The 23794-nt window shown below is 59.6% G+C and carries 20 protein-coding genes; 14 read left to right on the top strand and 6 right to left on the bottom strand.

The features are described 5' to 3' along the window. Window positions 1-163 precede the first annotated feature (163 nt). From CLV84_RS07780 to CLV84_RS07760, 5 genes are read left to right on the top strand one after another with little or no spacing between them, the layout of a single operon-like run. Window positions 164-823, top strand: coding sequence for a toxin-antitoxin system YwqK family antitoxin (locus CLV84_RS07780; protein WP_104419150.1), 660 nt, complete (start codon window positions 164-166; stop codon window positions 821-823). 35 nt (window positions 824-858) lie between these two features. After that, a complete protein-coding gene (gene porQ / locus CLV84_RS07775; RefSeq protein WP_104419149.1) occupies window positions 859-1911 on the top strand; it encodes a type IX secretion system protein PorQ in 1053 nt (350 codons plus the stop codon). Window positions 1912-1965: 54 nt separating this feature from the next. Continuing rightward, on the top strand, window positions 1966-2970 hold the full coding sequence (locus CLV84_RS07770; protein ID WP_104419148.1) for a sugar phosphate nucleotidyltransferase: 1005 nt from the start codon (window positions 1966-1968) through the stop codon (window positions 2968-2970). A gap of 9 nt (window positions 2971-2979) precedes the next feature. Further along, window positions 2980-4245: a hemolysin family protein gene (locus CLV84_RS07765; RefSeq protein ID WP_104419147.1), complete on the top strand. Its 1266-nt coding sequence runs from the start codon at window positions 2980-2982 to the stop codon at window positions 4243-4245. Between the two features lie 54 nt (window positions 4246-4299). Then, window positions 4300-5448 (top strand): mechanosensitive ion channel family protein, encoded by a 1149-nt coding sequence (locus CLV84_RS07760; RefSeq protein ID WP_104419146.1) that lies wholly within the window; start codon window positions 4300-4302, stop codon window positions 5446-5448. Here CLV84_RS07760 and CLV84_RS07755 read toward each other — a convergent pair. Further along, window positions 5445-6275: an alpha/beta hydrolase gene (locus CLV84_RS07755; protein WP_104419145.1), complete on the bottom strand. Its 831-nt coding sequence runs from the start codon at window positions 6273-6275 to the stop codon at window positions 5445-5447. The genes CLV84_RS07760 and CLV84_RS07755 overlap by 4 nt on opposite strands. An 85-nt stretch (window positions 6276-6360) precedes the next feature. Here CLV84_RS07755 and CLV84_RS07750 point away from each other — a divergent pair, with 85 nt between their 5' ends. The 4 genes from CLV84_RS07750 to CLV84_RS07735 all read left to right on the top strand — a co-directional run bounded on the left by CLV84_RS07750 (window position 6361) and on the right by CLV84_RS07735 (window position 13496). Further along, the gene (locus CLV84_RS07750) at window positions 6361-7866 is read left to right on the top strand and encodes a DASH family cryptochrome (protein WP_104419144.1); all 1506 of its coding nucleotides are present in this window, start codon (window positions 6361-6363) and stop codon (window positions 7864-7866) included. Between the two features lie 303 nt (window positions 7867-8169). Continuing rightward, window positions 8170-10665 carry an FtsK/SpoIIIE family DNA translocase gene (locus tag CLV84_RS07745; protein WP_104419143.1) on the top strand — a complete coding sequence of 832 codons (2496 nt, stop codon included), beginning with the start codon at window positions 8170-8172 and terminating at the stop codon, window positions 10663-10665. 313 nt (window positions 10666-10978) lie between these two features. Next, complete coding sequence (locus tag CLV84_RS07740; protein WP_104419142.1) at window positions 10979-13249, top strand: T9SS type A sorting domain-containing protein; 2271 nt, start codon at window positions 10979-10981, stop codon at window positions 13247-13249. After that, window positions 13236-13496 carry a hypothetical protein gene (locus tag CLV84_RS07735; RefSeq protein WP_104419141.1) on the top strand — a complete coding sequence of 87 codons (261 nt, stop codon included), beginning with the start codon at window positions 13236-13238 and terminating at the stop codon, window positions 13494-13496. The genes CLV84_RS07740 and CLV84_RS07735 overlap by 14 nt, the downstream gene beginning before the upstream one ends. Before the next feature lie 232 nt (window positions 13497-13728). Here the strand turns inward: CLV84_RS07735 and CLV84_RS07730 are convergent, their stop codons facing one another. The 5 genes from CLV84_RS07730 to CLV84_RS07715 all read right to left on the bottom strand — a co-directional run bounded on the left by CLV84_RS07730 (window position 13729) and on the right by CLV84_RS07715 (window position 17734). Beyond that, the gene (locus CLV84_RS07730) at window positions 13729-14490 is read right to left on the bottom strand and encodes a hypothetical protein (RefSeq protein ID WP_104419140.1); all 762 of its coding nucleotides are present in this window, start codon (window positions 14488-14490) and stop codon (window positions 13729-13731) included. Continuing rightward, on the bottom strand, window positions 14483-15367 hold the full coding sequence (locus tag CLV84_RS07725) for a hypothetical protein (RefSeq protein WP_104419139.1): 885 nt from the start codon (window positions 15365-15367) through the stop codon (window positions 14483-14485). Before CLV84_RS07725 ends, CLV84_RS07730 begins: the two co-directional genes overlap by 8 nt. After that, the gene (locus tag CLV84_RS21490; protein WP_146088749.1) at window positions 15364-15969 is read right to left on the bottom strand and encodes a hypothetical protein; all 606 of its coding nucleotides are present in this window, start codon (window positions 15967-15969) and stop codon (window positions 15364-15366) included. The genes CLV84_RS07725 and CLV84_RS21490 overlap by 4 nt, the downstream gene beginning before the upstream one ends. Continuing rightward, a complete protein-coding gene (locus CLV84_RS07720) occupies window positions 15966-16538 on the bottom strand; it encodes an RNA polymerase sigma factor (RefSeq protein ID WP_104419138.1) in 573 nt (190 codons plus the stop codon). The genes CLV84_RS21490 and CLV84_RS07720 overlap by 4 nt, the downstream gene beginning before the upstream one ends. Before the next feature lie 113 nt (window positions 16539-16651). Further along, window positions 16652-17734: a DUF3616 domain-containing protein gene (locus tag CLV84_RS07715; protein WP_170067611.1), complete on the bottom strand. Its 1083-nt coding sequence runs from the start codon at window positions 17732-17734 to the stop codon at window positions 16652-16654. 118 nt (window positions 17735-17852) lie between these two features. Between CLV84_RS07715 and CLV84_RS07710 the strand changes: the two genes are divergently transcribed. From CLV84_RS07710 to CLV84_RS07690, 5 genes are all read left to right on the top strand, one after another. Then, complete coding sequence (locus CLV84_RS07710) at window positions 17853-18371, top strand: RNA polymerase sigma factor (RefSeq protein ID WP_104419136.1); 519 nt, start codon at window positions 17853-17855, stop codon at window positions 18369-18371. Window positions 18372-18423: 52 nt separating this feature from the next. Continuing rightward, window positions 18424-18828, top strand: a complete 405-nt coding sequence (locus CLV84_RS07705; RefSeq protein ID WP_170067610.1) for an Hsp20/alpha crystallin family protein — start codon at window positions 18424-18426, stop codon at window positions 18826-18828. 835 nt (window positions 18829-19663) lie between these two features. Further along, entirely contained in the window at window positions 19664-20401 is a 738-nt protein-coding gene (locus tag CLV84_RS07700) for a phytanoyl-CoA dioxygenase family protein (protein ID WP_104419134.1), read from the top strand. A 14-nt stretch (window positions 20402-20415) separates the two neighbouring features. Beyond that, window positions 20416-21666, top strand: coding sequence for an Nramp family divalent metal transporter (locus CLV84_RS07695; protein ID WP_104419133.1), 1251 nt, complete (start codon window positions 20416-20418; stop codon window positions 21664-21666). Between the two features lie 236 nt (window positions 21667-21902). After that, window positions 21903-23654, top strand: coding sequence for a sulfatase family protein (locus CLV84_RS07690; protein WP_104419132.1), 1752 nt, complete (start codon window positions 21903-21905; stop codon window positions 23652-23654). Window positions 23655-23794: the final 140 nt, after the last annotated feature.

The raw sequence follows: 23794 nt of genomic DNA, 5'->3' as shown, positions 1-23794 counted from the left end.
CTCGGACCAAGAAGGATGAATTATTGTGCCACGGCTCCACCGGGTACGGCCGTGTCCTACTCCCCCACCCCGGACGCTGACGATAACACTTCGGTTGGGTCTGACGTTACATCGAAAAGCGGGGGGCGGATAAAACGCTACCGTAGACAAACCCGATTGACCGATGATGATCCGTTTCCAATCAGCCTTGGTGTTTACGCTATTGCTCTGCTCCTGCGGCCCGGCGCTCGAAACAAAAGAAGAAACGGACGGGCAGGGTTACCGAACCGAGTACCAGGTATCTCCCGAAACCGGGGAACGGGAAGGGTTTTCCCGCCGCTACGACCCGGCCGGCAACCTGATCAGCGAGGAACTGTACGAGCAAGGCCAGCTACAAGGGGAACGAACCGCCTACTACGCCGACGGAAAAATCGAACTGGTAGAAACCTACCGCGACGGCCAGTTCGACGGGCCGTACATCACCTACGATTCCCTGGGGAACTTACGGCTCCGCGGCAGGTACACGGCGGGCGTTATGAGCGACGACTGGATCCGGTACTGGCCCAATGGCCGGGTCCGGGAGGTGGTGGCCGTTACGGACAATAAGGAAAATGGCCCTTTCCGGGAATGGTACGAAAACGGCCAGCCGCGGGCCGCCGGCACGTACACCGACGGCAAGGAGAGCGGCACCCTCTGGCAATTCGACGAAACGGGCCAGTTGATCGCCGTCAGGAACTGCGAGGATGGTATCTGTTTGGCCAGGTGGAAGGTGGCGGAAGGCGGGCAGCCCCCGGCGGCGGCCCCGGATATGACGCGTCCGCCCGACCTTAACGCAGCAGACTAGGCCACGCCCCTGCCGACTTTCCTATCTTGTCCCGTATGAGCCGATGCCGCTTCGTTTCCGTCCTGGTCCTGTTTACCGCTACGCTTACGTGCCAGGTAGGCGGGATTTCCGCCTACGAATTTTTGAACCTGCCCACCTCCGCCGCCGTAGCGGGACTGGGGGGCCATCACATCTCCGTACGGAACGACGACCTCACGCTTGCGGCCCGTAACCCGGCGTTGCTGAATCGCGATATGCACGGTCAGGTCGCCCTCAGCCACGCCTTCGTACCCGCCGGTATCCACAACAGCTACCTGGCTTACGGCCGCTACCTCGACGACCCGAAACTCACGCTGCAGGGCGGGCTGCAGTACGTTGGCTACGGTTCGGACCTGGTGCGCCGGGACGTGACCGGACAGGCGATCGGCACTTTCAGCGCGGGCGATTTCGCGCTTACCCTCGGGGCGGCGCGCGAAATCGAGGAACGGCTGTCGGTGGGAGTGAACATGAAGCTGATCGGCTCCCAGCTCGCCGGTTACGGAAGCTTCGGCATCGGCTTCGACGCCGGGGTCTTCTACCGCGATACCTCCGGGCGTTTCGGCATCACCCTCCTGGCCCGCAACTTCGGCCGGCAGCTCACCCATTATGCCGACGGGGGCTACCGGGAGCCCATGCCCTTCGAGCTCCAGGTCGGACTGAGCCGGGAACTCAAGTACCTGCCATTTCGCTTTTCGGTCATCTACCGCTACCTGGATCGCTGGAACGTGCTGTACGATAATCCTAATACGGCCGACGATTCCCCTATTCTCATCAACGACGAAAGCACCGACAATACCCGGGGAGCGGGCGCCCTGTTTTTTGACAACCTGGCGCGCCACTTCGTCTTCAACGGCGAGCTGCTTATCGGCAAGCAACGGAACCTCAGCTTGCGGGTGGGCTACAACCACGGCCTCCGGCGCGAACTCCGACTGGTCGATTTTCGTTCCGGGGCAGGCTATAGCTTCGGCTTTGGTTGGCGGACGAAACGCTTTCGCATCAGCTACGGACGGACCACCTACCATTTGGGTGGCGGAGTGAACCAGCTGGGCCTGGGGACGATAATACGGTAAGGCGACTCCGTAAGTCTACCCCAACAAACCAGTCCCCCTACGTACCTTTACCATATGAAAGCCATCATCCCCGTTGCCGGGGCGGGCATGCGTCTGCGACCCCTTACCTACACCCAGCCTAAACCCCTCATCCCGGTTGCGGGCAAACCGATTCTAAGCTTCATCGTAGATCAGCTCATCGAGCTCGGGGTAAACGACTTCGTGTTCATTATCGGGTACCTCGGGGAAAAGATCCGGGAATACATCGAGCGGGTTTATCCGCAATTGAATACAAAATTCGTCAATCAGGAAGAGCGCATGGGGTCCGCCCACGCCATTTGGCTGGCGCGCGACCACTACGTGGATGCCGACCAGATCATGATCTTTTTCGGCGATGCCATTATCGATGCAGACCTAAGCGAATTCGTCAATTCCCGTACCAGCTGCGTCGGCGTAAAGACGGTGGAAGATCCACGGCAGTTCGGGGTAGTCGAGCAGGATGCGGAGGGAAACATCCGCGGCCTCATCGAAAAGCCGACCATCCCGAAATCCAACCTGGCCATGGTGGGCTGCTACAAGATCCGGGAGGTGCAACAATTCATCGAAGCCTGTGCCCATAATCTCGAGCACAAGATCCGCAGCATCGGCGAATACCCCCTCACCGATGCCTTGGCGCGGATGCTGGAATGGGGTACCGAGCTCCGGGCCATTCGCGTGGACAACTGGTTCGACTGCGGGCGCCGCGAGGTGTTGCTGCAAACCAACGCCATCTTTCTCGACCGGCCCGGGTTCGCGACCGACGATCCGCCGCCGTACGACAACAGCATCATCATTCACCCGGTCCACATCGGGGAGGACTGCGTGATCAGCAATTCCATCGTTGGCCCCCACGTCACGGTCGGCGCGAACTCCAAGCTGGAAAACGCCATCGTGTCCGACAGCATCATCGGCGATTACGCCCGCATCTACGACATCGTTCTCCGTAAATCGGTGGTCGGCAACGACGCCAGTATCGGTGGGATGCGGCATAGCCTTAACATCGGTGACAACACCGAGATCGATTTTGGCGGTCAGCTTTAAATTCACTCCATGAGCCTGACGATCGCCATCATTGTTTGCTTGTTGCTATCGGCCCTGTTCAGTGGCTCCGAGATCGCGTACGTGTCGGCTAACAAACTGCGGGTCGAGCTAAAGAAAAAGCGCAACAATACCCGCAGTCGGATCCTGACGCGCTGGTTCGAGCAGCCAGCCCAGTTTCTGAGCACCATGCTTGTCGGGAACAACATCGCCCTGGTGGCCTTCACGTCGCTGATGACGGTGCCCCTCACGCTGATGGTGAACAATTACCTCGGCATCGAGACGGAAATCCTGGTGCTGCTGCTCAACACCCTGATCATTACGATTGTCGTGCTCATCTTCGGTGAGTACGTCCCCAAGACGGTTTTCCGCATGTATTCGGACAATGCGCTCTACTTCTGGGCCCTTCCCCTGCGGATCCTGCAGGCGCTGCTATGGATACCTAGCATCGTGATGACCACCGTTAGCGACTGGTTGCTGCGGTTGTTCTTCAAGCGCCCGAGCGCGGAACTCGACACCGTGCTCACCCGGCTGGACCTGGAAAACTTCGTGAACCGCAGTCAAACCTCCGAAGAGCAGGAATCCGCCATCGACACCAAGCTCTTCGGCAATGCCCTGAACCTGGCCGACGTCCGCATCCGGGATTGTATGGTGCCCCGGACCGAGATCGAAAGCATCGACGTATCGGCCACCGTGGAAGAACTGGAGGCGAAATTTATTGACACCCACCTCAGCCGGCTCATCGTGATCGATGGCGACGCTGACAATGTGCTGGGATACGTCCATCATCAGCAGCTGCTGGAGTTCCCCGACACTATCCGGCAGTGTATCCTGGAAATCACCTTCGTACCGGAAGTAGCGCGCGTGGCCGATTTACTCGATCGCGCCGTGAAGGAGCAACTTAGCATCTTTTGTGTGGTGGACGAGTTCGGCAGCATCGCGGGTGTGGCCACCATGGAAGACCTGCTGGAAGAGATCTTCGGGGAAATTGAAGACGAATACGACGAAGACGAGTACGTAGAGATCGATGAGGGCAACGGGTACTACCGCTTCAGCGGCCGCCTGGAGATCAGCTACCTGAACGATAAATACGGCCTCACGCTGCCGGAGGGTGACTACCAGACCCTTTCCGGCTTCATCGTGACCACCGCCGAGCGGGTGCCCGAGCAGGACGAAAGCCTGGAACTCGAAGGCTTCAACTTCCGCATGCTGGAGGTCAGCAATACCCGGATCGAAGTGGTGCATCTGCACGTCCTACCGCCGGAACAGCCGGATTGAGCGAACCGGTTGCGGCCAGCCTTGTTTCCCGGTTTTGAAACGAGCCCCACGCCGATGAATGACCTTATCGATATTATCAATGCTACGCCACCGTTCATTCGTATGGCCGTTCGATTCGGGATTGCCGCGCTGGTCGCGGCCCTGATCACGCTGGTGCTTTACGCCATTCTGCGCCGCACGGGTCGGCGCACGGAAAGCTTCACGCTGGAAGCCATCGTGGACAATACCCGGAACGCCTTCTACTGGGTGCTAACCCTGACGGTGACCGTCATCCTCTGGAACCAACTCGAGGCCACCGTTTTCCCAGAACCGGATACCTCTCCCTGGTACCTGCACTGGGGTATCCGCATGGTGCGGACGATCCTGTACATCGCCGGTGCCCTGCTGCTGATCCGGATTGTGAACGTGGCCGCCGATACCGTCCGCCACCGCTACAGCATCGAAACCTCGAACAACCTGCAGGAGCGGAAAATCCTCACCCAGTTGCAGTACATCCAACGGATAATCGGGATCATCATCTTCATCGTTACGGTGGCCTTTATCCTGCTCCAGTTCGACGCCGTACGCAGCATCGGTACCGGTTTGCTCACCTCGGCGGGCGTCGGCGGGATCATCATCGGTTTCGCGGCTCAGAAATCGATCGCTAACCTCCTGGCCGGCTTTCAGATCGCCTTCACCCAACCGATCCGCATCGACGACGCCCTGATCGTAAACGGCGAATTCGGTCGCGTGGAGGAAATCACGCTAACCTACGTGACCCTGAAAATATGGGACCAGCGCCGCCTGATCGTGCCCCTCCAGAAGTTCATTGACGATACGTTCCAGAACTGGACGCGCAGCACCACCCAGCTGATCGGCAGCGTGTTTATGTACGTGGACTATACGTTTCCCGTCCAAAAACTCCGGGAAGAAGCCCAGCGGTTTACCGAAACCCAGGAACTGTGGGACAAGCAGGTGTTCGGCGTGGCGGTAACGGACAACAACGCGGACGTGATTACCATCCGCATCATTGCCAGCGCGGCCGACAGCGGGCAAACCTTTAACCTGCGTTGTGCCATCCGGGAGCACCTGATCGGGTGGATTCAGGAAACCTACCCCGATCACCTGCCGAAAACTCGGGTGGAAATGAGTCCCTCCGAAACGTCCAGAGTACCCCACCCCGACGCCGAGCAGCTTCCCCTCCCCGAAGGCGACCGGAGCTAATCGAGGTTTCCGCGGATAAAATCGAGGGTCAGGATACTGGCGGGCCGGGCCATGCCCCCGTGGTCGAAACCCTGCATTTCGTACAGCCAGTTTTCCTCATGACCGGAGAGCCGGAGCATCCGCCAGAAGTAGGCGTTCTCCTCGTACCGCCCGAAAAGCTCCCGTTCCCTGTCGCCCGTGATGAGGAGGATCGGTGGGGCGCCGGGGCGAAGATGACGGATGGGCGCGTACCGGTCGACCACCACGTCGTTCCACTCCAACCCCCTTTCCTGGCGAACCGTAAAGTGGGTGATGGTATGCCCGCTGAAGGGGATGAGGGCCGCCAGGCTATCCGGATGCTTGCCAAAGGCAGCCAAGTAGGTGGTATCCAGGCCGATCATGCTGGTTAGGTAGCCGCCGGCGGAGTGGCCGCTGACGTAGATGCGGGTGGGGTCGCCGCCGTATTCCGCGATATGTTCCATTACCCAGGCGACAGCCGCGGCGGCGTCGCGGATGTAGGTCGGATTTTGTACCCGGGGATGCAGCCGGTAGTTGGCGGTCGCAACGGCAATGCCCTGTTCGCGCCACTGTTCGGGAATGAACTTGTCACCTGCGCTCAGTCCGCCCCCGTGAAAGAAAACGACGGTGGCGAAGCCGGCGCTGTCTTGCGGATAGTACAGATCCAACACGCAGCGTTCGCGTACGTAGGCATCCGCGCTGTCGGGACGATAATTGACGTTTTCGAGGGTGGTATACGTTGCTTGCGCCAAAGCGCAGGAGCCAAGGTGCATTCCCGGAAGTCCGCCCAGGAAGAAAATCGGCGTGAGGAAGAAGAGAGCGATTCGCATGCTCAAAGATAGCTCCCCATCCGCGGGATGTCGCAACCATAGCCGCTCCCCGGGGTTACCCTAGCAGCGACAAATCCCAGCAAAAATGAGCAAGCGAGCGGCAATAGTATGGTTTCGAAGAGACCTCCGGTTGCACGACAACGAAGCGTTGAACGACGCGCTGAAGCAGGGGGACGAGCTGCTTCCCGTGTACATTATCGACCCCCGGGAATGGCGGGGCACCCTTCCCCTTACCGGCCTGCCGAAGATCGGTCCGCACCGGGCCCGCTTCGTGCTCGAGAGTGTCACCGACCTGCGCGAAAGCCTCCGCCACCGGGGGGCCGATCTGATCGTACGCATCGGCTATCCCGAGGATATCCTGCCGGAGTTGTCCAAACAGTGCCGCGCGAGCTGGGTGTTCTGCAACCGGGAGCGTACTCGGGAGGAGCTGCGGGTGCAGAACGACGTCGAGCTAAATCTTTGGTCCATCGGCCGCGAGGTGTACTACTCCCGGGGCAAGTTACTCTACTATACTTCCGATTTGCCCTTTCCCATTACCCAGACGCCGGATACCTTCACCCAGTTTCGGAAGGAAACCGAGCGGCTGACCCCAATTCGGGAACCGATCCCGACCCCGGCCCGCATCCCTTTCCCACAGGGTACCGGCATCGAGAGCGGCGATATTCCCGAGCTTTCCGAGTTCGGGATGGCGTTGCCCCCCGAGGACGAACGCGCGGCCCTTCGCTGGCACGGGGGCGAAACCGCCGGTCTGGACCGACTGGCCTATTACCTCTTCGACCGTCAGGGAATTTCCACGTACAAGGAAACCCGTAACGGCCTGATCGGCAGCGACTACAGCACGAAATTCAGTGCCTGGCTGGCGCAGGGTTGCCTGAGCCCCAAGCAACTTTACGCCGAGATCAAGGCCTACGAAACCAAGAACGGAGCAAACGACAGTACGTATTCGGTCATTTACGAGTTGCTGTGGCGCGACTTCTTCCGCCTGATGGGTAAAAAACACGGGGAGCGGATCTTTCACAAGAACGGTTTTTCGGAGACCGAGCATTCGGAATGGTCTACCGACCGCAGTCTGCTGCGCCGCTGGATCGACGGGCAAACCGGCACCCCCTTCGTGGATGCCAATATGCGGGAGATCGCCCGCAGCGGTTACATGAGCAACCGTGGCCGACAAAACGTAGCCAGCTATTTCGTCAAGGAGCTGCAACTCGACTGGCGACTCGGGGCGGAATACTTCGAGCACGCCTTGATCGACTACGATGTCACGAGCAACTGGTGCAACTGGCAGTACGCCGCCGGCGTGGGTACCGACCCCCGCGAAGATCGGCACTTCAACGTGCTCAGCCAGGCGGAACGATACGATCCGAAGGGAGAATATGTACGGCTCTGGTGCCCCGAGCTAGCGGAAGTGCCCGAGGAGTACGTCCACCAGCCCGACTTGCTGAGCGCTTCCCAGCAGGCGGAATACGACCTCGAACTCGGCACCGATTACCCCCATGCCATCGTCAACAGTACCCACTGGCGCCCGAAGAAAGGCAAGGAGCAAAAAGGGAAGCCCGCCGGCCAGGGTCGCCAGCCTTTTCCGCTAGCCTAAAGCGACTGGTCCGTAGCCCGCGGCAATTACCGGCGGACTGTACCTTGGTGATGGCGGCAAGCGCAGGAGCAGGCGGCTCCCTATTCGACGTGGAGACAGCGAACTACGAGCGATGCGGGAGCGAGCAATCTACTAGAGAAAATACCGCGTCCTAACATCCGGGTTTTAGTGCGCCGCCGCCTATGAACGAGGGGCGGGAGGCAGCGTCGTAAAATTAACAGCGCAAACTTCACCGGTGGGCACCCCTGCCGTTCCCCTCATTTATCGTAATTTCGCCGCTTAGGCTAACAAGCCACTTACTGAATGGCCAAAACAAAGAAACAGAGCGGACAACTCGGTCTTCGAATGGGACTGAAGGACGAGCGTATTCCGAAATTATTCGGTCTGCTGTTGTTGTTCATCTCCGTCTACCTGACCGTTGCTTTCGTCTCCTACCTTTTTACGTGGAAGATCGATCAGGACCGCGTGCTGCGCTTCAGTTGGAAACTGCTGAGTGAGGATGCGGCTACGGTCGACAACTGGTTGGGAAGACTGGGTGCTTTCCTGTCCAATTTCTTCATCTACTTCTGTTTCGGGTTACCGAGTTTTATCCTGGTGTACTTCCTGGGGCGGCTGGGCCTCAACCGGCTGCGGAGGGCACCGCTGCGGCCGATGACGAACCTTTTCGTGAAGCTGATGCTCTTCACGCTCGGCTTGTCGGTGTTGCTGAGTTTCGCCTTCGGTAGTTTGACGGATTTTCCGCTGGGTGGGGGGATCGGTGACTATCTAGTATCCCACCTCTCCGGGGTGCTGGGTGGTTTCGGGGTGATCCTGCTGCTGCTGTTGCTATTCGGGCTGTACCTGATCTTCGAAGCCCGGATCGACTTCAACGGCTCACCCCGGCAGATCCGCAACGACGTGGTCGACCACTTCTCCGAGATGGTTCGCTTTCGGGGCAAACCAAAGCCCGCCACCGCTCCCCGGACAGCCCCCGCACCTGCGCCCCCGGCGCCCAACCTTTCTTCGCCTAAACGCGAGACGGACCGCCCGCAGACACTCGCTCCGGGCAATCATGGCGACTTCGAGATCGAAAGCCCCCGGCCGCGGCCGCGTACACTGTCCGAGGAAGGCCGCGAACAGCTGCGGGGCGACCAGATGGAGATGCCGCTGGAGTCCGTGGGCGACCTCACCCTCGTCGGAAAGGACCCCCTGGCGGTGGGTGGCGACAACCTGATCGTAGCCGACGGCGACGAAGGGATCGATACCAGCCTGGCGGTGACCGAGGAAAACGCCGATCACTCGGAGCCCTACGATCCTACCGCCGACCTACCTTCCTATGAGAAGCCGCATCTGCAACTGCTTCTCGAAGGAGAAACCGGTAAGCACGAGGTGGACCGGGCCGAACTGGAGGCGAACAAGGATCAGATCATCGAGACGCTGCTCAACTACAAGATCGAGATCACGAAGATCCGCGCCACGATCGGGCCTACCGTCACCTTGTACGAGATCGTGCCGGCCCCCGGCGTACGCATATCCAAGATCAAGAACCTGGAGGACGACATCGCTTTGTCGCTGGCGGCCCTAGGGATCCGGATCATCGCGCCGATACCCGGCCGGGGTACCATCGGTATCGAGGTGCCGAACAAGAACCCCCAGATGGTGAGCATGCGGGAGGTACTGGAAAGCGAGAAATTCCGCACCGCTAAGATGGACATTCCCCTGGCGCTCGGCAAAACGATCAAGAACGAGGTATTGGTGGCCGATCTGGCGAAGATGCCCCACTTGCTGGTGGCCGGTGCTACCGGTCAGGGTAAATCGGTCGGTATCAACTCGATCATCATGTCGATCCTGTACAAGAAGCACCCCAGCCAGGTGAAGCTCGTGATGATCGACCCGAAGAAGGTGGAGCTCTTCCCCTACGCCAAGCTGGAGAGCCACTTCCTGGCCTTCCTGCCGGGGCAGACGGAGCCGATCACCACGGAGACCACCAAGGTGATCCACATCCTGAATTCGCTCTGTATCGAGATGGACCAGCGCTACGACCTGCTCAAGAAGGCGGCCGCGCGGAACATCAAGGAGTACAACGAAAAATTCGTGGCGCGGCGGCTGAACCCCGAAAAAGGGCACAAATTCCTCCCCTTCATCGTGCTGATCATCGACGAGTTCGCCGACCTCATCATGACGGCGGGTAAGGAGGTGGAAATGCCGATCGCGCGGCTGGCGCAGCTGTCACGGGCCGTAGGCATTCACCTGGTGATTGCCACCCAGCGCCCCTCGGTCAACATCATTACCGGCGTGATCAAGGCCAACTTCCCGGCCCGGATCGCCTACAAGGTTACCGCCAAGGTGGACTCCCGTACCATTCTCGACTCCGGCGGTGCCGACCAGCTGATCGGACGGGGAGACATGCTGCTCAGCAACGGGGGCGACGTGGTCCGCCTGCAGGGAGCTTTCGTCGATACGCCGGAAGTGGAGGAAGTCATCAACTACATCGGCCAGCAGCGCGGCTACGTGGAGCCCTACCTCCTGCCCGAATACAACACCGACGAGGAAATGGCCGGCTCCGGAGCGCTCAGCTACGCCGATCTCGACGACATGTTCGAAGATGCCGCCCGGCTGATCATCCAGCAGCAGCACGGTTCCACGAGTATGGTGCAGCGTCGCCTCAAGCTCGGCTACAACCGCGCCGGCCGCATCATGGACCAGATGGAACAACTCGGCATCGTAGGGCCTTCACAGGGCAGTAAACCCCGGGAAGTATTGGTCTACGACGAGATGGAGTTGACGCGCTTTATCGATGATTTGCGGAACCGGAGCTGATCGGGCCGCCGTAGCCTACCCGTTGTGCTAAATCCGGCTGCCCGGCATACTCCACCGGCCTTTAAACACGTTCAACCGGGGAAGACTTCGGTAGCTTTTATTACCTAGGACTTCCGCATTAATTTCATTCCGCATATGCCGCTTATCGGCCCCGCGGAATCAGCTGTCGCTCGGCAGCAGTAGCATCCGTTCATTTCGACATTTGACTTTACGACATCATAGGCCCTTGACACTGCTTTATTTATCTCGTACCGCCTGATTTTCGACACTATTTAGTAGTTGAAGGACATCGGTAGCGACTAAACAAATACAGGTGCAAACCTTGATCACTCGCCAGGACATAGTCCGCCGGGCCACCTTCGTGGCCACGCTCATCTGTTTCTTTTTCTTCGGACGGCCAACTACCGTTGGCGCAGCCTCGGTTGCCCCCGGCTGTGGCGCTACCGCCTATTACCAAGACGACAGTAGTGGTGATGGCCTGGCGGTAATGGAAGCCGAGGCATCCACCCGCAGCCTGGCATCCCAGGTACCGACGCACGACGCCAACGCCCTCTGGCTGGAGTACACCTCCAACGACGCCGGAAACGGGGGGTACGTGCGGGTCAATTCTACCAACCAGAATGCCCTGACCCTCCCGCCCGCCGGGGCCCGCCTGGATTTTGACATCACCTTCGTCAAGACGGGTATCCACCATTTCTATATCCGCTATTTCGCGGATGACGGAAGCGACAATTCCATTCATGCCGCGTTCGACGGCACGGTGTTTCAGGCTAACTGGAACGTGCCCACGAACGTGACCGGCTGGACGTGGATCGAGGCCCCCCTCACCTTTACCGTGCCCACTACCGGCGTGCATACCCTCACGATCTTTCACCGGGAAGATGGCTTCGACCTGGATCGGTTGGCCATTAGTACGACCACCAATTATCCCTTTACCGGCATCGGCCCCGATGCCACGGAGGACGGGACCTCCCTGACACGCGGCATGAACGAACGCGTCGAGCACCACATGGACTACCGTACCGGTGAAGGCTACGCGGTGATCGAAGCCGAGGATTTCACCTACAATATGTCCGGTTTACGGGACTACGAATGCCAGCCCTGGATCATTCGCTCCGACCCCACCGCGAGCGGAGGCCAGTATATGGCCACCGAGAACAACGGCGTGGAAGTTCCGAACGGTTCCATCTGGTCCGCGCCGATGTTGGATTTCGAGATCACCGTGGCGCAAGCTGATTACTACTACGTATTCATCCGGCACAAGGCTTCTAACGGGAACAACACCATCTTCACCGCCCTCGATTACAGCGGCACCTATCAGTACGCACGCGGATTAACGAACTCCACCGGCTGGCGGTGGAATGGATACTATCTTGGCTACACGAACAAGACTTCCGGTACCTTCCTGTTGAGTCTGGTAATGCGGAGTGACGGCGCGCCGATCGACAAGATCGTAGTGACCACGGATCCCTATTTCAATCCTACCGGTACCGGACCGATCCCTACGACGATGTTCCCCGCCCGGTTGGTCTACCAGCAGGATAATACTCCCGATCACCTCGTACAGCTACCGATGGAGACGCCGAGCCGCCGCTTGCCCGGTATCGGTTTGTTCAACCAGCTGGGCTGGGAAGTCAAAACGGATCCCACCGCCCTCGGCGGAATGTACGCCCAGGTGGAAGATCCCGGCCTGGTCAATAACCTGCTGAACGGAGCGCTGTCGTACAACGCGCCCGTTGAGGAGTTCGACATCAACTTCGTACAAACCGGTATCCACTACCTCAACGTCCGGCACCGAGCGCCCACCGGTAGCGATAATTCTTACACCTACTTATTCAATGACGTAAAGCTGGGGGAACAGCAATTTAACGTTCTGTCACCAGGCAGCTGGACCTTCTACGAGGATCTACCGACGATCAACGTCCCTTCGACCGGCATTCATAAGCTGACCTTCGCCATGCGCGAAGACGGTACGCCGATCGACCATATCACCATTTCCAGCAACCCCGCCTACAATGCGGCGGCACTCCCAGTCGAGCTATTGCTGGTCACCGGGGAAGCCCTCCGGGATTATAACCTGATTTCGTGGAGTACCGCCTTTGAGCACGAGACGGCTTACCACCACGTAGAACGGAGTACGACGGGACTGGGTGACTGGGAGATTATTTGCAGCTTACCGGCGGCAGGGAACAGCGACGACATCCTTGACTACGAATTCTATGACCGCTACCCGGAAGACTTGTCGTACTACCGGATCGTTACGGAAGACCTGGATGGGAGCAGCACCATCAGTAGCGTACTTGCCGTTACCAGGGCGCTCCAAGAATCTCCCCACTTGAATATTTATCCCAACCCCGCCAGCGACCTGGCCAAGCTTTCGATCGACCTCGACGTGGAAAAGGACGTTACGCTCCGCCTCGTGACAATGGGCGGTCAAGTAGTCGCGGAACGGGAATACCGCGGGCACGTCGGACAGAATACGTTGGACTTACCCGTCGACCACTTACCCGCCGGTAGCTACGTGGTATCCGCCTTCACTCCCGGCAAAAATTTGATGCTTAGCCCTTTATATGTCGTACGATAAATCAAACCCCCTGAATCTTCCTCCATTCGGCCGCTACGGTAACCTCAGCCCGCGGCGGTTTGGCAGCGGACTCCCCTTCCCCGGCGGTTCCTATCGCGCGGGCCACATCGAGCGCACCCGCGCGCGGCGGGCAACGTCCGGTCTAAAACTATCCGCTCGTTCTTCGTCGGCCCGCCCGAAGATGGCGACGGTTTCGAGCATAGTGCACCTGAACTACCTGGCAGCTTCCATCTGGAACCTGCTGTAAGCGCTTCGGTCACCGTGCCCCAATCGGGCGGCGCTGGATAGCCTTGGCCAGTCGTAGGCGCGTTACACGGCAAGCGGACGTGAAGGCAGGCGGTATTCGACTTTGATGCCTAATTGAAGAAACCCCTACGGGTAAGCCCCGGGCGAAAATTTCGGGTTGCGGCAAAGTGATGGCTCAGTCAGGCAGCAGTCCACTTCATTATGTGGCGTTCCTGATGCCGTGACCGGTATGATCACCACTGGAAAATAGAACCCGAAAAACCCAGGTTCCAGCTTCTTACTTCTCCTAACATTAACTGGTTGCCCCCCCGCCCGTACCGCTTGCCGAGCGCTCCGATCGTGGAATCGAAAGACACAAAAACCTTTAGGTCGGCAGATAATGCGTAGTAAGCGATTACGCTATACTGATACCGGTAGCGGTGGAGTTGATTGTCCTCTTTCATAGGTGCTTCCGTACGAAGTATTCGCCGTAGAACACCCTCCTCCAATTTCACGCTTTCCCGCAGCCAGTAGGAATAAGGTACGATCTCGCCATCGAGCGACTGCTGTACGACATTGTTTATGACGCCCCCGTCGGTTTTCAGTCGCACGAGGGTGCTGGCCAGGCCTACGGTGAACCGAGAGAGGGTACGGCTTAGCGCCTCACGATACACCAGTGAAAGACGGTAGGCACCCAGTGTCTGGTAGCTGGTCTGCATACTGACCGCCCGCAACTCACCGGTAGCGTCGGGTGCAGGGACGATCTGCGAGAAACTGCGGGGAATATGAAACCCTCCATAATCCTCCCGGGCGAATTCGACCCCTAAGCTTCGCCGGTCGGTATCATTGAAGGCGTAATGTAAGCCGAGGCCGTAGGAAAATTTTGCCCCCCGGTTGTCTCCTACCTCCTCTTTGAACCAGGCCGTTCCGGCCGAAGTGGAGGGTTCGAGCGTAATCTGGGCCACGAAGGGGGCGGGGGCTAGCAGGAGCAGCCATGGTAGCCAATAGCTATTCACCGGGTAAATTTTTCGAAGGTTTGTAGATAACCCCGACGTTCACTAAGACGGCTGCGCGTCGGGAAGTAGGATCGGACGTTTGGAAGAATTCCGGGATAGGTAAACCATAGTTCTCAATCCCTGAGCGGAACAATTCGGAGTAGCTTATCTCGCTCACTTGGTACCGACTACGCTCCGGGGAGCGATCGTTGTACGTTCCGGAGATGACGGTGCCTCGACCGTCGATCGCGGCACCAACCCGCAGGGCAAGGTGGCGGGAGAACCAACGGGTGTAGTGCAGCTGCAGCCGGCCCCCGAGCCGGATCAGGGGCTGGTAGTTGACGGTTGCCACCCCGGAGAGCCCGCGCGGGGCACCAATGGTATTTGGTTTTGGCGGATCGATCACGGTAGGAAGGACAAGGCTACCGTAGGGGATGAACTGACGCAATTGATCCAAGCCAACTGTCAGCAGCACGCCCAGGCAAAAGTCCCCGGCGCCGATTCGCAGGTTAGTCTGGACACCGCCGCCCAAATAGGTCCAACGCTGGTGCTGTCCTACGTCGGAGCCCACCCGTTCCCGCGGCCATGCCGGCGGAAGCGGCGGCCCGATCGTATCCAGTGGCATGTTCCCCCAGACGTCAGTGGTCGTTTCGATCTGACGACCCAGCGTGGCCAGGAAACTGAAGTTACGATGGAAGCGCCCTTCGAGGTCAAGGGACGCACCGAAGGTGGTTCCGCCGAAGACGGGAACGTAAGCATTAAGACCGTAGCTCACCTGGAGGCCGGAAGAGCGACCGTTATGCCGCATTGGAAACGGCACGGTATCGGTGGCGGCATCCTGCCCAGTAAGTGTCGGGGTCCATAGCATGGTGAACAGTACGAGTCGAAGGAGCTTCATCGGTTATCCTTTGTAGGTTGGCGGAGGCGGGGGTAAAGTCCGTTATACCGGGGGTTGGAACCTGCTTCGCTCGGAGCGTAGGGTACCACAATCAGCGTTTTACCGATGGTAGCGAGATGGTCCGGAGAGGATGACCGTACCTTTGGAATCCCTAGTGAAGGGAGTTCCGTCACCACCGAAGCAAGCCGCGCGGAGCGCCTCGCCGGCATCGTATCCGCCACGAAGCCGATAGCAGCAAGGCGCAATGTCGGCAAGGCCGGAAGGGATAGCGCGGCCTTACCCGCTGCGGTGCTGATGCCATCCCGGGGCAGTGCCGGCAAAAGCGAGGGTACCCGGTCAGGTCGGTTATAGGTCGGCCCCAGCGGCGCCGGTACCTCCACCGGGAAGGAGGAAAGTGGGGGGGCGGTGGCCGGAGCAAACAATCCCCAACCAGCCAGGGCAACCACGGCAATTAACAGCAAGGTGTAGGGCCAGGCGGAACGACCACCGGGAGTGGGTGGAAGGTGGCGCTCCATGGCGGACCAATCCGCGTCGGTAGCTTCGGACCGATAGTCCGCAAGTTGTCGCCGCCAGTGTGCTTCAAAGGGCTCGGGTGCGCTCATGATTCGGACGTTTTATCGGCGTGGGTGGCGCGGTAGCCGCGCTGTAAGTGGTCCCGCGACTTCATCAGCCGCCACCGGCTGGCGGTTTCCGTGATCTCCAATTCGGCGGCTACTTCGGCGTGGGTGTAGCCATCGAATACCACCAGGCTGAAGACCACCCGCAGGTGATCCGGCAGGCGCTCGAGTAATTTCAGAATATCTTCGACCGCCAGTTGATCCAGTGCCCGGTTGGGTACCGATGGAGGCCAGACGAACGTCTTATCCACCAACTTGCGCTGGGCGCGCGCCTGCTCGCGCAGAAAGCTCAGGGCGTGATTGCGTACGATGGTGGCCAGCCAGCCTTCGAAGGAGCCGTCTCCCCGGTAGCCGTCGAGCGATTGGAAGATTTTCAGCATGGCCTGGTTCAGGACTTCCACCGACTCCTCCCGGTTTCCCAGGTACCGCAGGCAAATGGGTAGCAATTTCGGAAAGTGGCTCCGGTAAAATTGTTCCTGCGCCCGCCGCTCTCCCCGCAGGCAGGCATCGATCAGATCGGCATGTGGAGAAGTAGGGGTCAAAGGAAGGTGCATTAGTCCGTTCACATATCCTGACGCCCGACCGGGTAGCGACGTGAGTGAAGGAACTAAAATTCAGCATATGATGCCTTTCCCAATACCGCCAACCTCCTAAACCCGGCGGGCTCCTAAGGATGAAACACATCCGCCCAGACCCCGCTCTTCCCCACCAGCCGGTCCGGTAGCGGGCTATCGTACACCACCAGGTGCATGCCGTCGCGCATGATGGCCATCCCCTCGGCTTTGTCTTTGCCGTAGGCATGCTGGCCGCCGTACGTCACGTCGTACAATCGTTCGGCCTCGTGGCATATCGACACCTCCCGCTTCGGAAAGCCCCCGCGAATACACCAGGCACTGATGGTACCGTCGAGGTCCATCGTCGGTCCGGCCAGGATCAGGACATCACCCGTTTTATTTTCCACGTTGATCTCCCGGATACCCATTCCCGCCAGCTTCAGGAAGTGCTTGCGGTAGGGCTTGTCGCGGTGGCCCCGGCCGTCGAGGTGGAGGAAGTCGCCGTGCTCGTGAACGCCGAATTCCAAGACGATCGCCCAGCCGCCGATCACCGGCCCCCGCAAGCCGATAAAGATCCGGCCCGCGAAAACCGCGAGCCCCTCGATGTCGAAGCCATTGTCCTTGCACGGAATGTTCATGAAGCGGCTGATGTGGGGGTCGGTACTGAGTAATTCGGTCAGTACCGTGCTGTCGGACCCGCCCTCCAGGAGCATGGCTCGGTACACTTCGCCATTCGATTTCACCTTTTTCTTCGGTGTCCACTTCCCCTTTTTCGCGTCGTATTGGCAAGGAATCCGGCCCAGGGAGAAGCGGTTTTTATCCACGCCGATGGTTTGAAGCTTTTCCGCACCGGTTGCGTCATCATCCCCTTCTTCCGGGGTATTGCGCTTCAGCGACATGCTCCCGGTGAACCACAGGTAAGGCTCCTCCCACGCCAGCCCCTCAATGTCCATTTCTCCCTCCCCGCCGTCGGGCAAATCGAAAAATTCGGCCAGTTCGAAGCTTTTGTGCTTGGTGAACGCTCCGTCCTGCTCCAGGAGCCGCTCGATGGCCGAGCTCTCGTCGTAGGCCAGGAAGAGGGTACGGTCGGCCAGGACCGAAGTCGATAATTCCCCCCGCACGTCCTCCAGTTTCTTGTGGTTTTTATTAAAAACCAGCTTGACCTGGCGCACCGGATCCCGTCGCTTCATTTTCATAACACTCAAATTCCGTCGGCAACCCATTTGTGCGCCGGAGCGCAGGAAGAAAAGTGAACCCGAAAACTTTTTTCCCAACGTACCGAGTATTCGCCTTTGCCAAACGTCTTCGGAGGTAATGCGATACTCCACCACCGTTCGCTGGCAGGAAATTTACGCCCGGTACCGGTCGGAGCTGGAGGCGTTTGTCCACTCCCGCATCGATGACGAGGAGGCCCGGGATATCTTACAGGATGTCTGGGCTGCGCTATCCGCCGCCTTGGAAAACCAGCAACTGGATAATCCAAGAGCCTGGCTCTACCGCGTTGCCCGTAACCGGCTGACCGATCGCTTCCGCAGTCAATCAAGCCGGCCGGACTTCCTGGATCCTACCGTAGTGGACCAGGAGGAAGTAGCCGATGTACCCTATAGCGCACCGCGGGACCTCCGGGAAGAGATCGACCGGGCCATCGACACCCTTCCCGCCAAACAGCGAGAGGTGTTTATCCGCAATGCCGTACGGGGCGAAACCCTTCGCGAGATTGCCGCAGACCTCGGGGTGCCCCTGAAGACCGTCATCTCGCGCAAAGGATATGCCCGGCAGCGGCTTCGGGACCTGCTCCAGGAATTATATGACGATTATTTCGGGCCGGAATAAAGTAATTGCCCGTCCGCAACGACTTCCTGCATACCACCAACCAAGAAAGCACATGTACCAATCCATGCACCAGCAACAGGGCCCCGGCCGCGGCAGGAAGCAACACCGCCCCCAGTACGGTCCTCGCCGTCCGAAGCACAATGTACCGGTCAACATCGAGCACACCGATGGCGGTTTCGAGGCGCGTATCTTCTGCGTAGGATTCCCCAAGGATCGCATCCAGATTACGCTCACCAATAACGTCATCTACATCAGCGGAACCCGCCAACCCGAGCATCCCGAGCCGGACTTCATGCTGCAAGAATATCCCGTCAAGTCGTTCGAGCGGTGGTTCGAACTCAGCGATCAGGTTGACCAACAAGCAATCAGCGCCCGGTTCGAGGAGGGCATACTCATCATCCAGGCGCCGGTCAAACCAGAGGCGCGGGGACCGGAACGGGAAGTACCGATCCAGTAGCGTGGTCGGCGGAGTAACCGTCTACGAGAATAGTATCCCGACCGGCAACTACCCGATCAAGGGCGCGATCCCGAAGGTTACGCTACGCTTCCGGTCCTTGATCATGCTTTTCGGGGCAGCCGATCCGTAGAGCCGGTTTGTCAAGAAGTCGGGCCGCCGTAGGGTCCGCTACGATGTGACCTACGCCCACAAAATCAAGCATGAAATGCCAATCTACGGATCCTTGTATCCCGGATTTGCCCATCCTGACTACGCCGGCGGAAATAGGGCAGGCGATACGGCCACCGCCGAATTCCCGGGGCCCAATCTCACTTTTCCCGTAGCCTCCGGACATAAGGCACATGAACGCGCCGTGCGGGTATCCTGTGTGGTAGAATCCGGTTGCCCTTACAGCGGTTGATTCAGGGAAACCGATCACTTGAAATTCGCCCTTAGCTTGCGCCATTGCCAGCTGTCCACCCAGTAGCCTGGCCGCGAATCACACGCTGCGCGGCCTGCCCTGTCACGCTCGGCCGGTCAATGTAGATCCGTATGCATGTTCCATAGGTGGCGATGGAAACAACGACCGAAAGCTACATCCCAACCGACGATAAGGGACCCGGGCTACCGGGATCGGGTAACTACGGGCCGCATCCAAAGAATGGCCGAACGGGGATGCGGAAATAATTTAGGGGGTTTCTTTTGGTGAGCGCCACTCCGTTACACCAGCAACCTTATATTTCCTTCGCAACCCTGGTTTATACTTCGATATTTCTACAGATCCGGCTGGATGGAGCGTTCGCCGTTGGATAGTACCCGCAGCCCGAACCAATCCACCTTCACAACTAGTCATGCCATGCTCACCGAAGCGGAAACAGCGTTTTTACACGCCAACGGTTACCTGAACCTAGGCCAACTGCTGACCCCCACCGAAGTAAATCGGATCAACGAACGCATTGCGGAGTTACAGCGGCTCGAAGGCGATCGAGCCGGGGCCGAATTGGTGGATTCGAAGTATATCCGCCATCCGAAGGAGGAGGGGGCCGATCGGTTGGCGGATCTGGTCAATAAAGGGCCCGTATTCGACGTGTGTTACACCCATCCCAAAGTACTGGCTGGCATCGAGGCGGTACTGGGTGCCGACTTTAAACTATCCTCCCTGAATTACCGCGCGGCTAAACCGGGAAAGGGGCACCAAAAACTGCACGTCGACTATAAAAATGCCGTGGCGGAAGACGCCTTCAAAGTGTGCAACAGCATCTGGCTACTGGACGAGTTCACCGAACGCAACGGCGCCACCCGGATCGTCCCGGGCACCCACCGGTCGAAGGACCTGCCCGAAGCCGTCATGCGGGATGCCGAGGACCGGCACCCGGATGAGATCCTGATCGTCGCGCCCGTTGGATCCGTAGTCATCTTCAATTCACACGTCTGGCACGGCGGCACGACCAACCATACCGATCGGGACCGCCGAAGCATTCACAGCTATTTCTGTACGAAGGACCAACCCCAGCAGATCGACCAGCAGCGGTACATCACCCCCGAAACCCGGGAGCGGATCGGTGCGAGGGGGCGGGCGATACTGGACGTGTAAATAATGCCGATGTAATGTCCGGAAAGCCCCTTCTCCCCACCCTTTCCGCCGGCCTGCTCGTGGCGGCCACCGGCGTCGGTGCGGGCGATTTGGTCATCTCGGCCCTGGCGGGTGCGCGGTACGGATACACCCTGTTGTGGGCCATTGCCGTCGGGGCCGTGCTGAAGTTCTTTCTGAACGAAGGGCTGGCGCGGTGGGAACTGGCCACCGGCACTACCCTGCTGGAGGGTTGGGTGGAGCGGCTGCCGCGCTATCTCGTAATTTACTTCGGTGTTTACCTCTGCTTCTGGGCGTGTCTCGTGGCCGGCACCCTCATTTCCTACACCGGCCTCGTGGCGCATACCCTGCTGCCCCTCCCCCTGTCGGACGCGGGGGGAACGGCGGTGTGGGGGGCGCTGCATTCGGTCGTGGCCCTGCTGCTAGTCCGCTTCGGGGGCTTTTGTAGTGTGGAGGTGGCCATGAAAGTCGTCATCTCCATCATGTTCGTGATCGTGATCGGCTGCGCGGTGGCCGTACTTCCCCCGGCCGGGGAGGTGCTGCGGGGAGTCCTGCTGCCTACCCTTCCCGCCGACCGGCAATCCGTCCTATTTAGTCTGGCCCTGATTGGCGGCGTCGGCGGTACGCTCACCATCATGTGCTACGCGTATTGGTTGCGGGAAAAGCGGGCGCTGGACGAGGTATCCCTGCGCGGGGTGCGCCTCGACCTGGGCGTGGCCTACTTCCTGACGGCGCTATTCGGCATCGCGGTGACGGTCATCGCCGCCCAGCTCCGCCCGGAGGACGTAGGCGGCTACCGGATGGTGACCGGCCTTGCGGAACAGCTGGCTACCATCCTGGGGGAGGCCGGCTACTGGGTATTCTTGCTCGGTTTCTGGGCGGCGGTCTTCACCTCGATGGTGGGGGTGTGGAGCGGAGTTCCTTACCTCTTCGCCGACCTTTGGCAGCGCTACCGCCGTCGGTATGCCGCCGGCCCCAATCCCGTCGCCGCCCTGCGGACAACCGCCGCCTACCCCTATTTTCTGCTGTATCTCGCCCTACCGCCCGTACTGCTGACGATCTACCAGCAGCCGGCCTGGATCGGCATCGCCTACGCCGTGTCGGGGGCCGCCTTCATGCCCTTCCTGGCCGGCACCCTTTTGTATTTGAATAACCGGAAGGCCTGGGTACGCCCCCTGCATAACGGCTGGCTGACGAATGCGGTGCTGGGGGTGAGCCTGCTGCTGTTTCTGATCCTGTTGGCCACCCAATTAGCGATACCCGGCTGACTTTGCGGCGATTGACAGCCGTACCGTACAATGCCTGGTGATTTTATGGCGCGGGTATCGATCACCTTCTTTACGCCTCGCATGTTAACTCAGTGTTAATTTCCCCACCCTCGTCGGTACGTCAAGTGGTCGGACGAATAGTGGTCGGACCACAACTGGCGCGACCACTACTCGTCCGACCACCACCCCGTCCCGGAAATGCGGATTACCTTAACCAGGAATCATGCTTGCCACCCATGCGCTTTCCGAACAGGCTATTCTCCTGCGCCCCCGCCGCCCTGCTTCTGTTGCTATTAAGTACCTGCCAGGGTGATTCGGACGTATCCAAGGTCGAAGCCGCTCGGCTCCCGGAGCGCCCGAACGTCCTCTGGATCGTCTGCGAGGATATGAGTCCCCTCATTGCGGCCTTCGGTGACAGCACGATCCAGACACCCAACCTCAGCCGCCTGGCCGCCCGGGGCGTTCGCTTTCCGAACACCTTTAGCGTGGCGGGAGTCTGCGCGCCCAGCCGCTTTGCCATCGCTACGGGGGTGTACCCGATCAGCGGGGGCGGACACCATATGCGCACCCAGGGCAACGAAGAGCGGCTTCGCGAACTCGGATTACCCGGGGCCTACGGAGCCCTGGTGGACCCCGAGGTCAAAATGATGTCGCAGGTATTGCGCGAAAACGGCTACTTCACCACCAACAACGCCAAAACCGACTACCAATTCCAGGCCCCCAAAACCGCCTGGGACGAGAACGGCCCGCGCGCCCACTGGCGCCATCGCCCGCCGGGGCAGCCCTTCTTCAGCATCTTCAACCTGGAAATCACCCACGAAAGCCAGGTGTGGCAGACCAGCAAGGGTAACCTGCGCTTCCGCCCGGGCTTCGAGAACGACACCTCGACCATTTACGGCTGGGAGGATATATACACCGGAGCAGACCGGCCGGAACCGCAGATCCCGCCGGACGTCAATTTCCCGCTGCCTCCCTATCTCGCCGATACCGAAGCCACGCGGGAGGACGTCCGCCGGGTGTACGACAACATTCGCATCATGGACCGGCAGGTCGGTTTCCTACTTGACCAGTTGGAGGCCGACGGACTCACCGACAGCACCATCATCTTTTGGTACAGCGACCACGGCGGGCCCCTGCCCCGGCAGAAGCGATTGCTCTACGACAGCGGCCTGCGCGTGCCGATGATCGTGGCCTGGCCGGACGACCGCCGCGCCGGGGAAATTGACAGTCTGCTGTTCAGTTTCGTGGATTTCGCGCCCTCGGTGTTCAGCATGACCGGCATCGAGCCTCCGGAATGGCTCCAGGGGCAAGCAACCTTCGGGGAGTACCAAGCGGATGAACGGGCGTACGTTTTCGGCGCCAGCGACCGCCTCGACGAGCACTACGACCGCATCCGCGCCGCCCGCGACCACCGCTTCAAGTACTTGCGTAACTACTACCCCGAGCGTGGCTACTACCTCCCCCTCGCCTACCGCGAACAGATGGCCAGCATGCAGGAACTGCTGCGTAAACGCGACGAGGGGAGCCTCACCGACGCCCAGGCGCAGTGGTTCCGCGACCGCAAGTCCACGGAGGAACTCTTCGACACCTGGAACGACGGCTACGAACTGGAAAACCTGGCTGGCCGCGCGGAATACCAGGATAAACTGGTCGAACTGCGTAACGCCACCGACGCCTGGCTGCAACGCGTCGGTGACCTCGGCGGCGAACCGGAAGTGGAAATGGTACAACGGTTCTGGAACGGGGCGGACGAGATGCCGGTCACCGGTCGGCCGCAACTCCGCCGCGACAGCATCGGCCGCTTCATTCTGGAAAGCAAGACCCCCGGCGCCCAGATCGCCTATCGCATCTTGCCCGAAGATGCCGATCGGGAGGGTTGGCGCGTGTATACGGAACCCATTGAATTCGACCTGGATAGTGGGGATACCCTGCGGGCGGTGGCGCAGCGGATCGGGTTTCGGGAGAGCGGAATTAGTGAGGGGTGGTAGGGGGGGTAGTCTTTTAGTCTTTTAGTCGGGTAGTTCGTTAGTCTTTTAGTCGGGTAGTCTTTTAGTCTTTTAGTCGGGTAGTCTTTTAGTCGGCTTCGCCGGGTGGTCTCGAAGTAGGAAGGCTCGGGGGGTATGGATAA

Origin of the sequence: Neolewinella xylanilytica (genome assembly GCF_002934605.1) — a bacterium.
Lineage (GTDB): Bacteria > Bacteroidota > Bacteroidia > Chitinophagales > Saprospiraceae > Neolewinella > Neolewinella xylanilytica.
This window is presented reverse-complemented; position numbering and strand designations above follow the sequence as displayed.

Excerpts from the sequence above, each read along its gene's own strand:
- CLV84_RS07780 (WP_104419150.1), top strand. The coding sequence starts at position 164 with ATGATGATCCGTTTCCAATCAGCCTTGGTGTTTACGCTATTGCTCTGC.
- porQ (WP_104419149.1), top strand. The coding sequence starts at position 859 with ATGAGCCGATGCCGCTTCGTTTCCGTCCTGGTCCTGTTTACCGCTACG.
- CLV84_RS07770 (WP_104419148.1), top strand. The coding sequence starts at position 1,966 with ATGAAAGCCATCATCCCCGTTGCCGGGGCGGGCATGCGTCTGCGACCC.
- CLV84_RS07765 (WP_104419147.1), top strand. The coding sequence starts at position 2,980 with ATGAGCCTGACGATCGCCATCATTGTTTGCTTGTTGCTATCGGCCCTG.
- CLV84_RS07760 (WP_104419146.1), top strand. The coding sequence starts at position 4,300 with ATGAATGACCTTATCGATATTATCAATGCTACGCCACCGTTCATTCGT.
- CLV84_RS07755 (WP_104419145.1), bottom strand. The coding sequence starts at position 6,275 with ATGCGAATCGCTCTCTTCTTCCTCACGCCGATTTTCTTCCTGGGCGGA.
- CLV84_RS07750 (WP_104419144.1), top strand. The coding sequence starts at position 6,361 with ATGAGCAAGCGAGCGGCAATAGTATGGTTTCGAAGAGACCTCCGGTTG.
- CLV84_RS07745 (WP_104419143.1), top strand. The coding sequence starts at position 8,170 with ATGGCCAAAACAAAGAAACAGAGCGGACAACTCGGTCTTCGAATGGGA.
- CLV84_RS07735 (WP_104419141.1), top strand. The coding sequence starts at position 13,236 with ATGTCGTACGATAAATCAAACCCCCTGAATCTTCCTCCATTCGGCCGC.
- CLV84_RS07725 (WP_104419139.1), bottom strand. The coding sequence starts at position 15,367 with ATGAAGCTCCTTCGACTCGTACTGTTCACCATGCTATGGACCCCGACA.
- CLV84_RS21490 (WP_146088749.1), bottom strand. The coding sequence starts at position 15,969 with ATGAGCGCACCCGAGCCCTTTGAAGCACACTGGCGGCGACAACTTGCG.
- CLV84_RS07720 (WP_104419138.1), bottom strand. The coding sequence starts at position 16,538 with ATGCACCTTCCTTTGACCCCTACTTCTCCACATGCCGATCTGATCGAT.
- CLV84_RS07715 (WP_170067611.1), bottom strand. The coding sequence starts at position 17,734 with ATGAAAATGAAGCGACGGGATCCGGTGCGCCAGGTCAAGCTGGTTTTT.
- CLV84_RS07710 (WP_104419136.1), top strand. The coding sequence starts at position 17,853 with ATGCGATACTCCACCACCGTTCGCTGGCAGGAAATTTACGCCCGGTAC.
- CLV84_RS07705 (WP_170067610.1), top strand. The coding sequence starts at position 18,424 with ATGTACCAATCCATGCACCAGCAACAGGGCCCCGGCCGCGGCAGGAAG.
- CLV84_RS07700 (WP_104419134.1), top strand. The coding sequence starts at position 19,664 with ATGCTCACCGAAGCGGAAACAGCGTTTTTACACGCCAACGGTTACCTG.
- CLV84_RS07695 (WP_104419133.1), top strand. The coding sequence starts at position 20,416 with ATGTCCGGAAAGCCCCTTCTCCCCACCCTTTCCGCCGGCCTGCTCGTG.
- CLV84_RS07690 (WP_104419132.1), top strand. The coding sequence starts at position 21,903 with ATGCGCTTTCCGAACAGGCTATTCTCCTGCGCCCCCGCCGCCCTGCTT.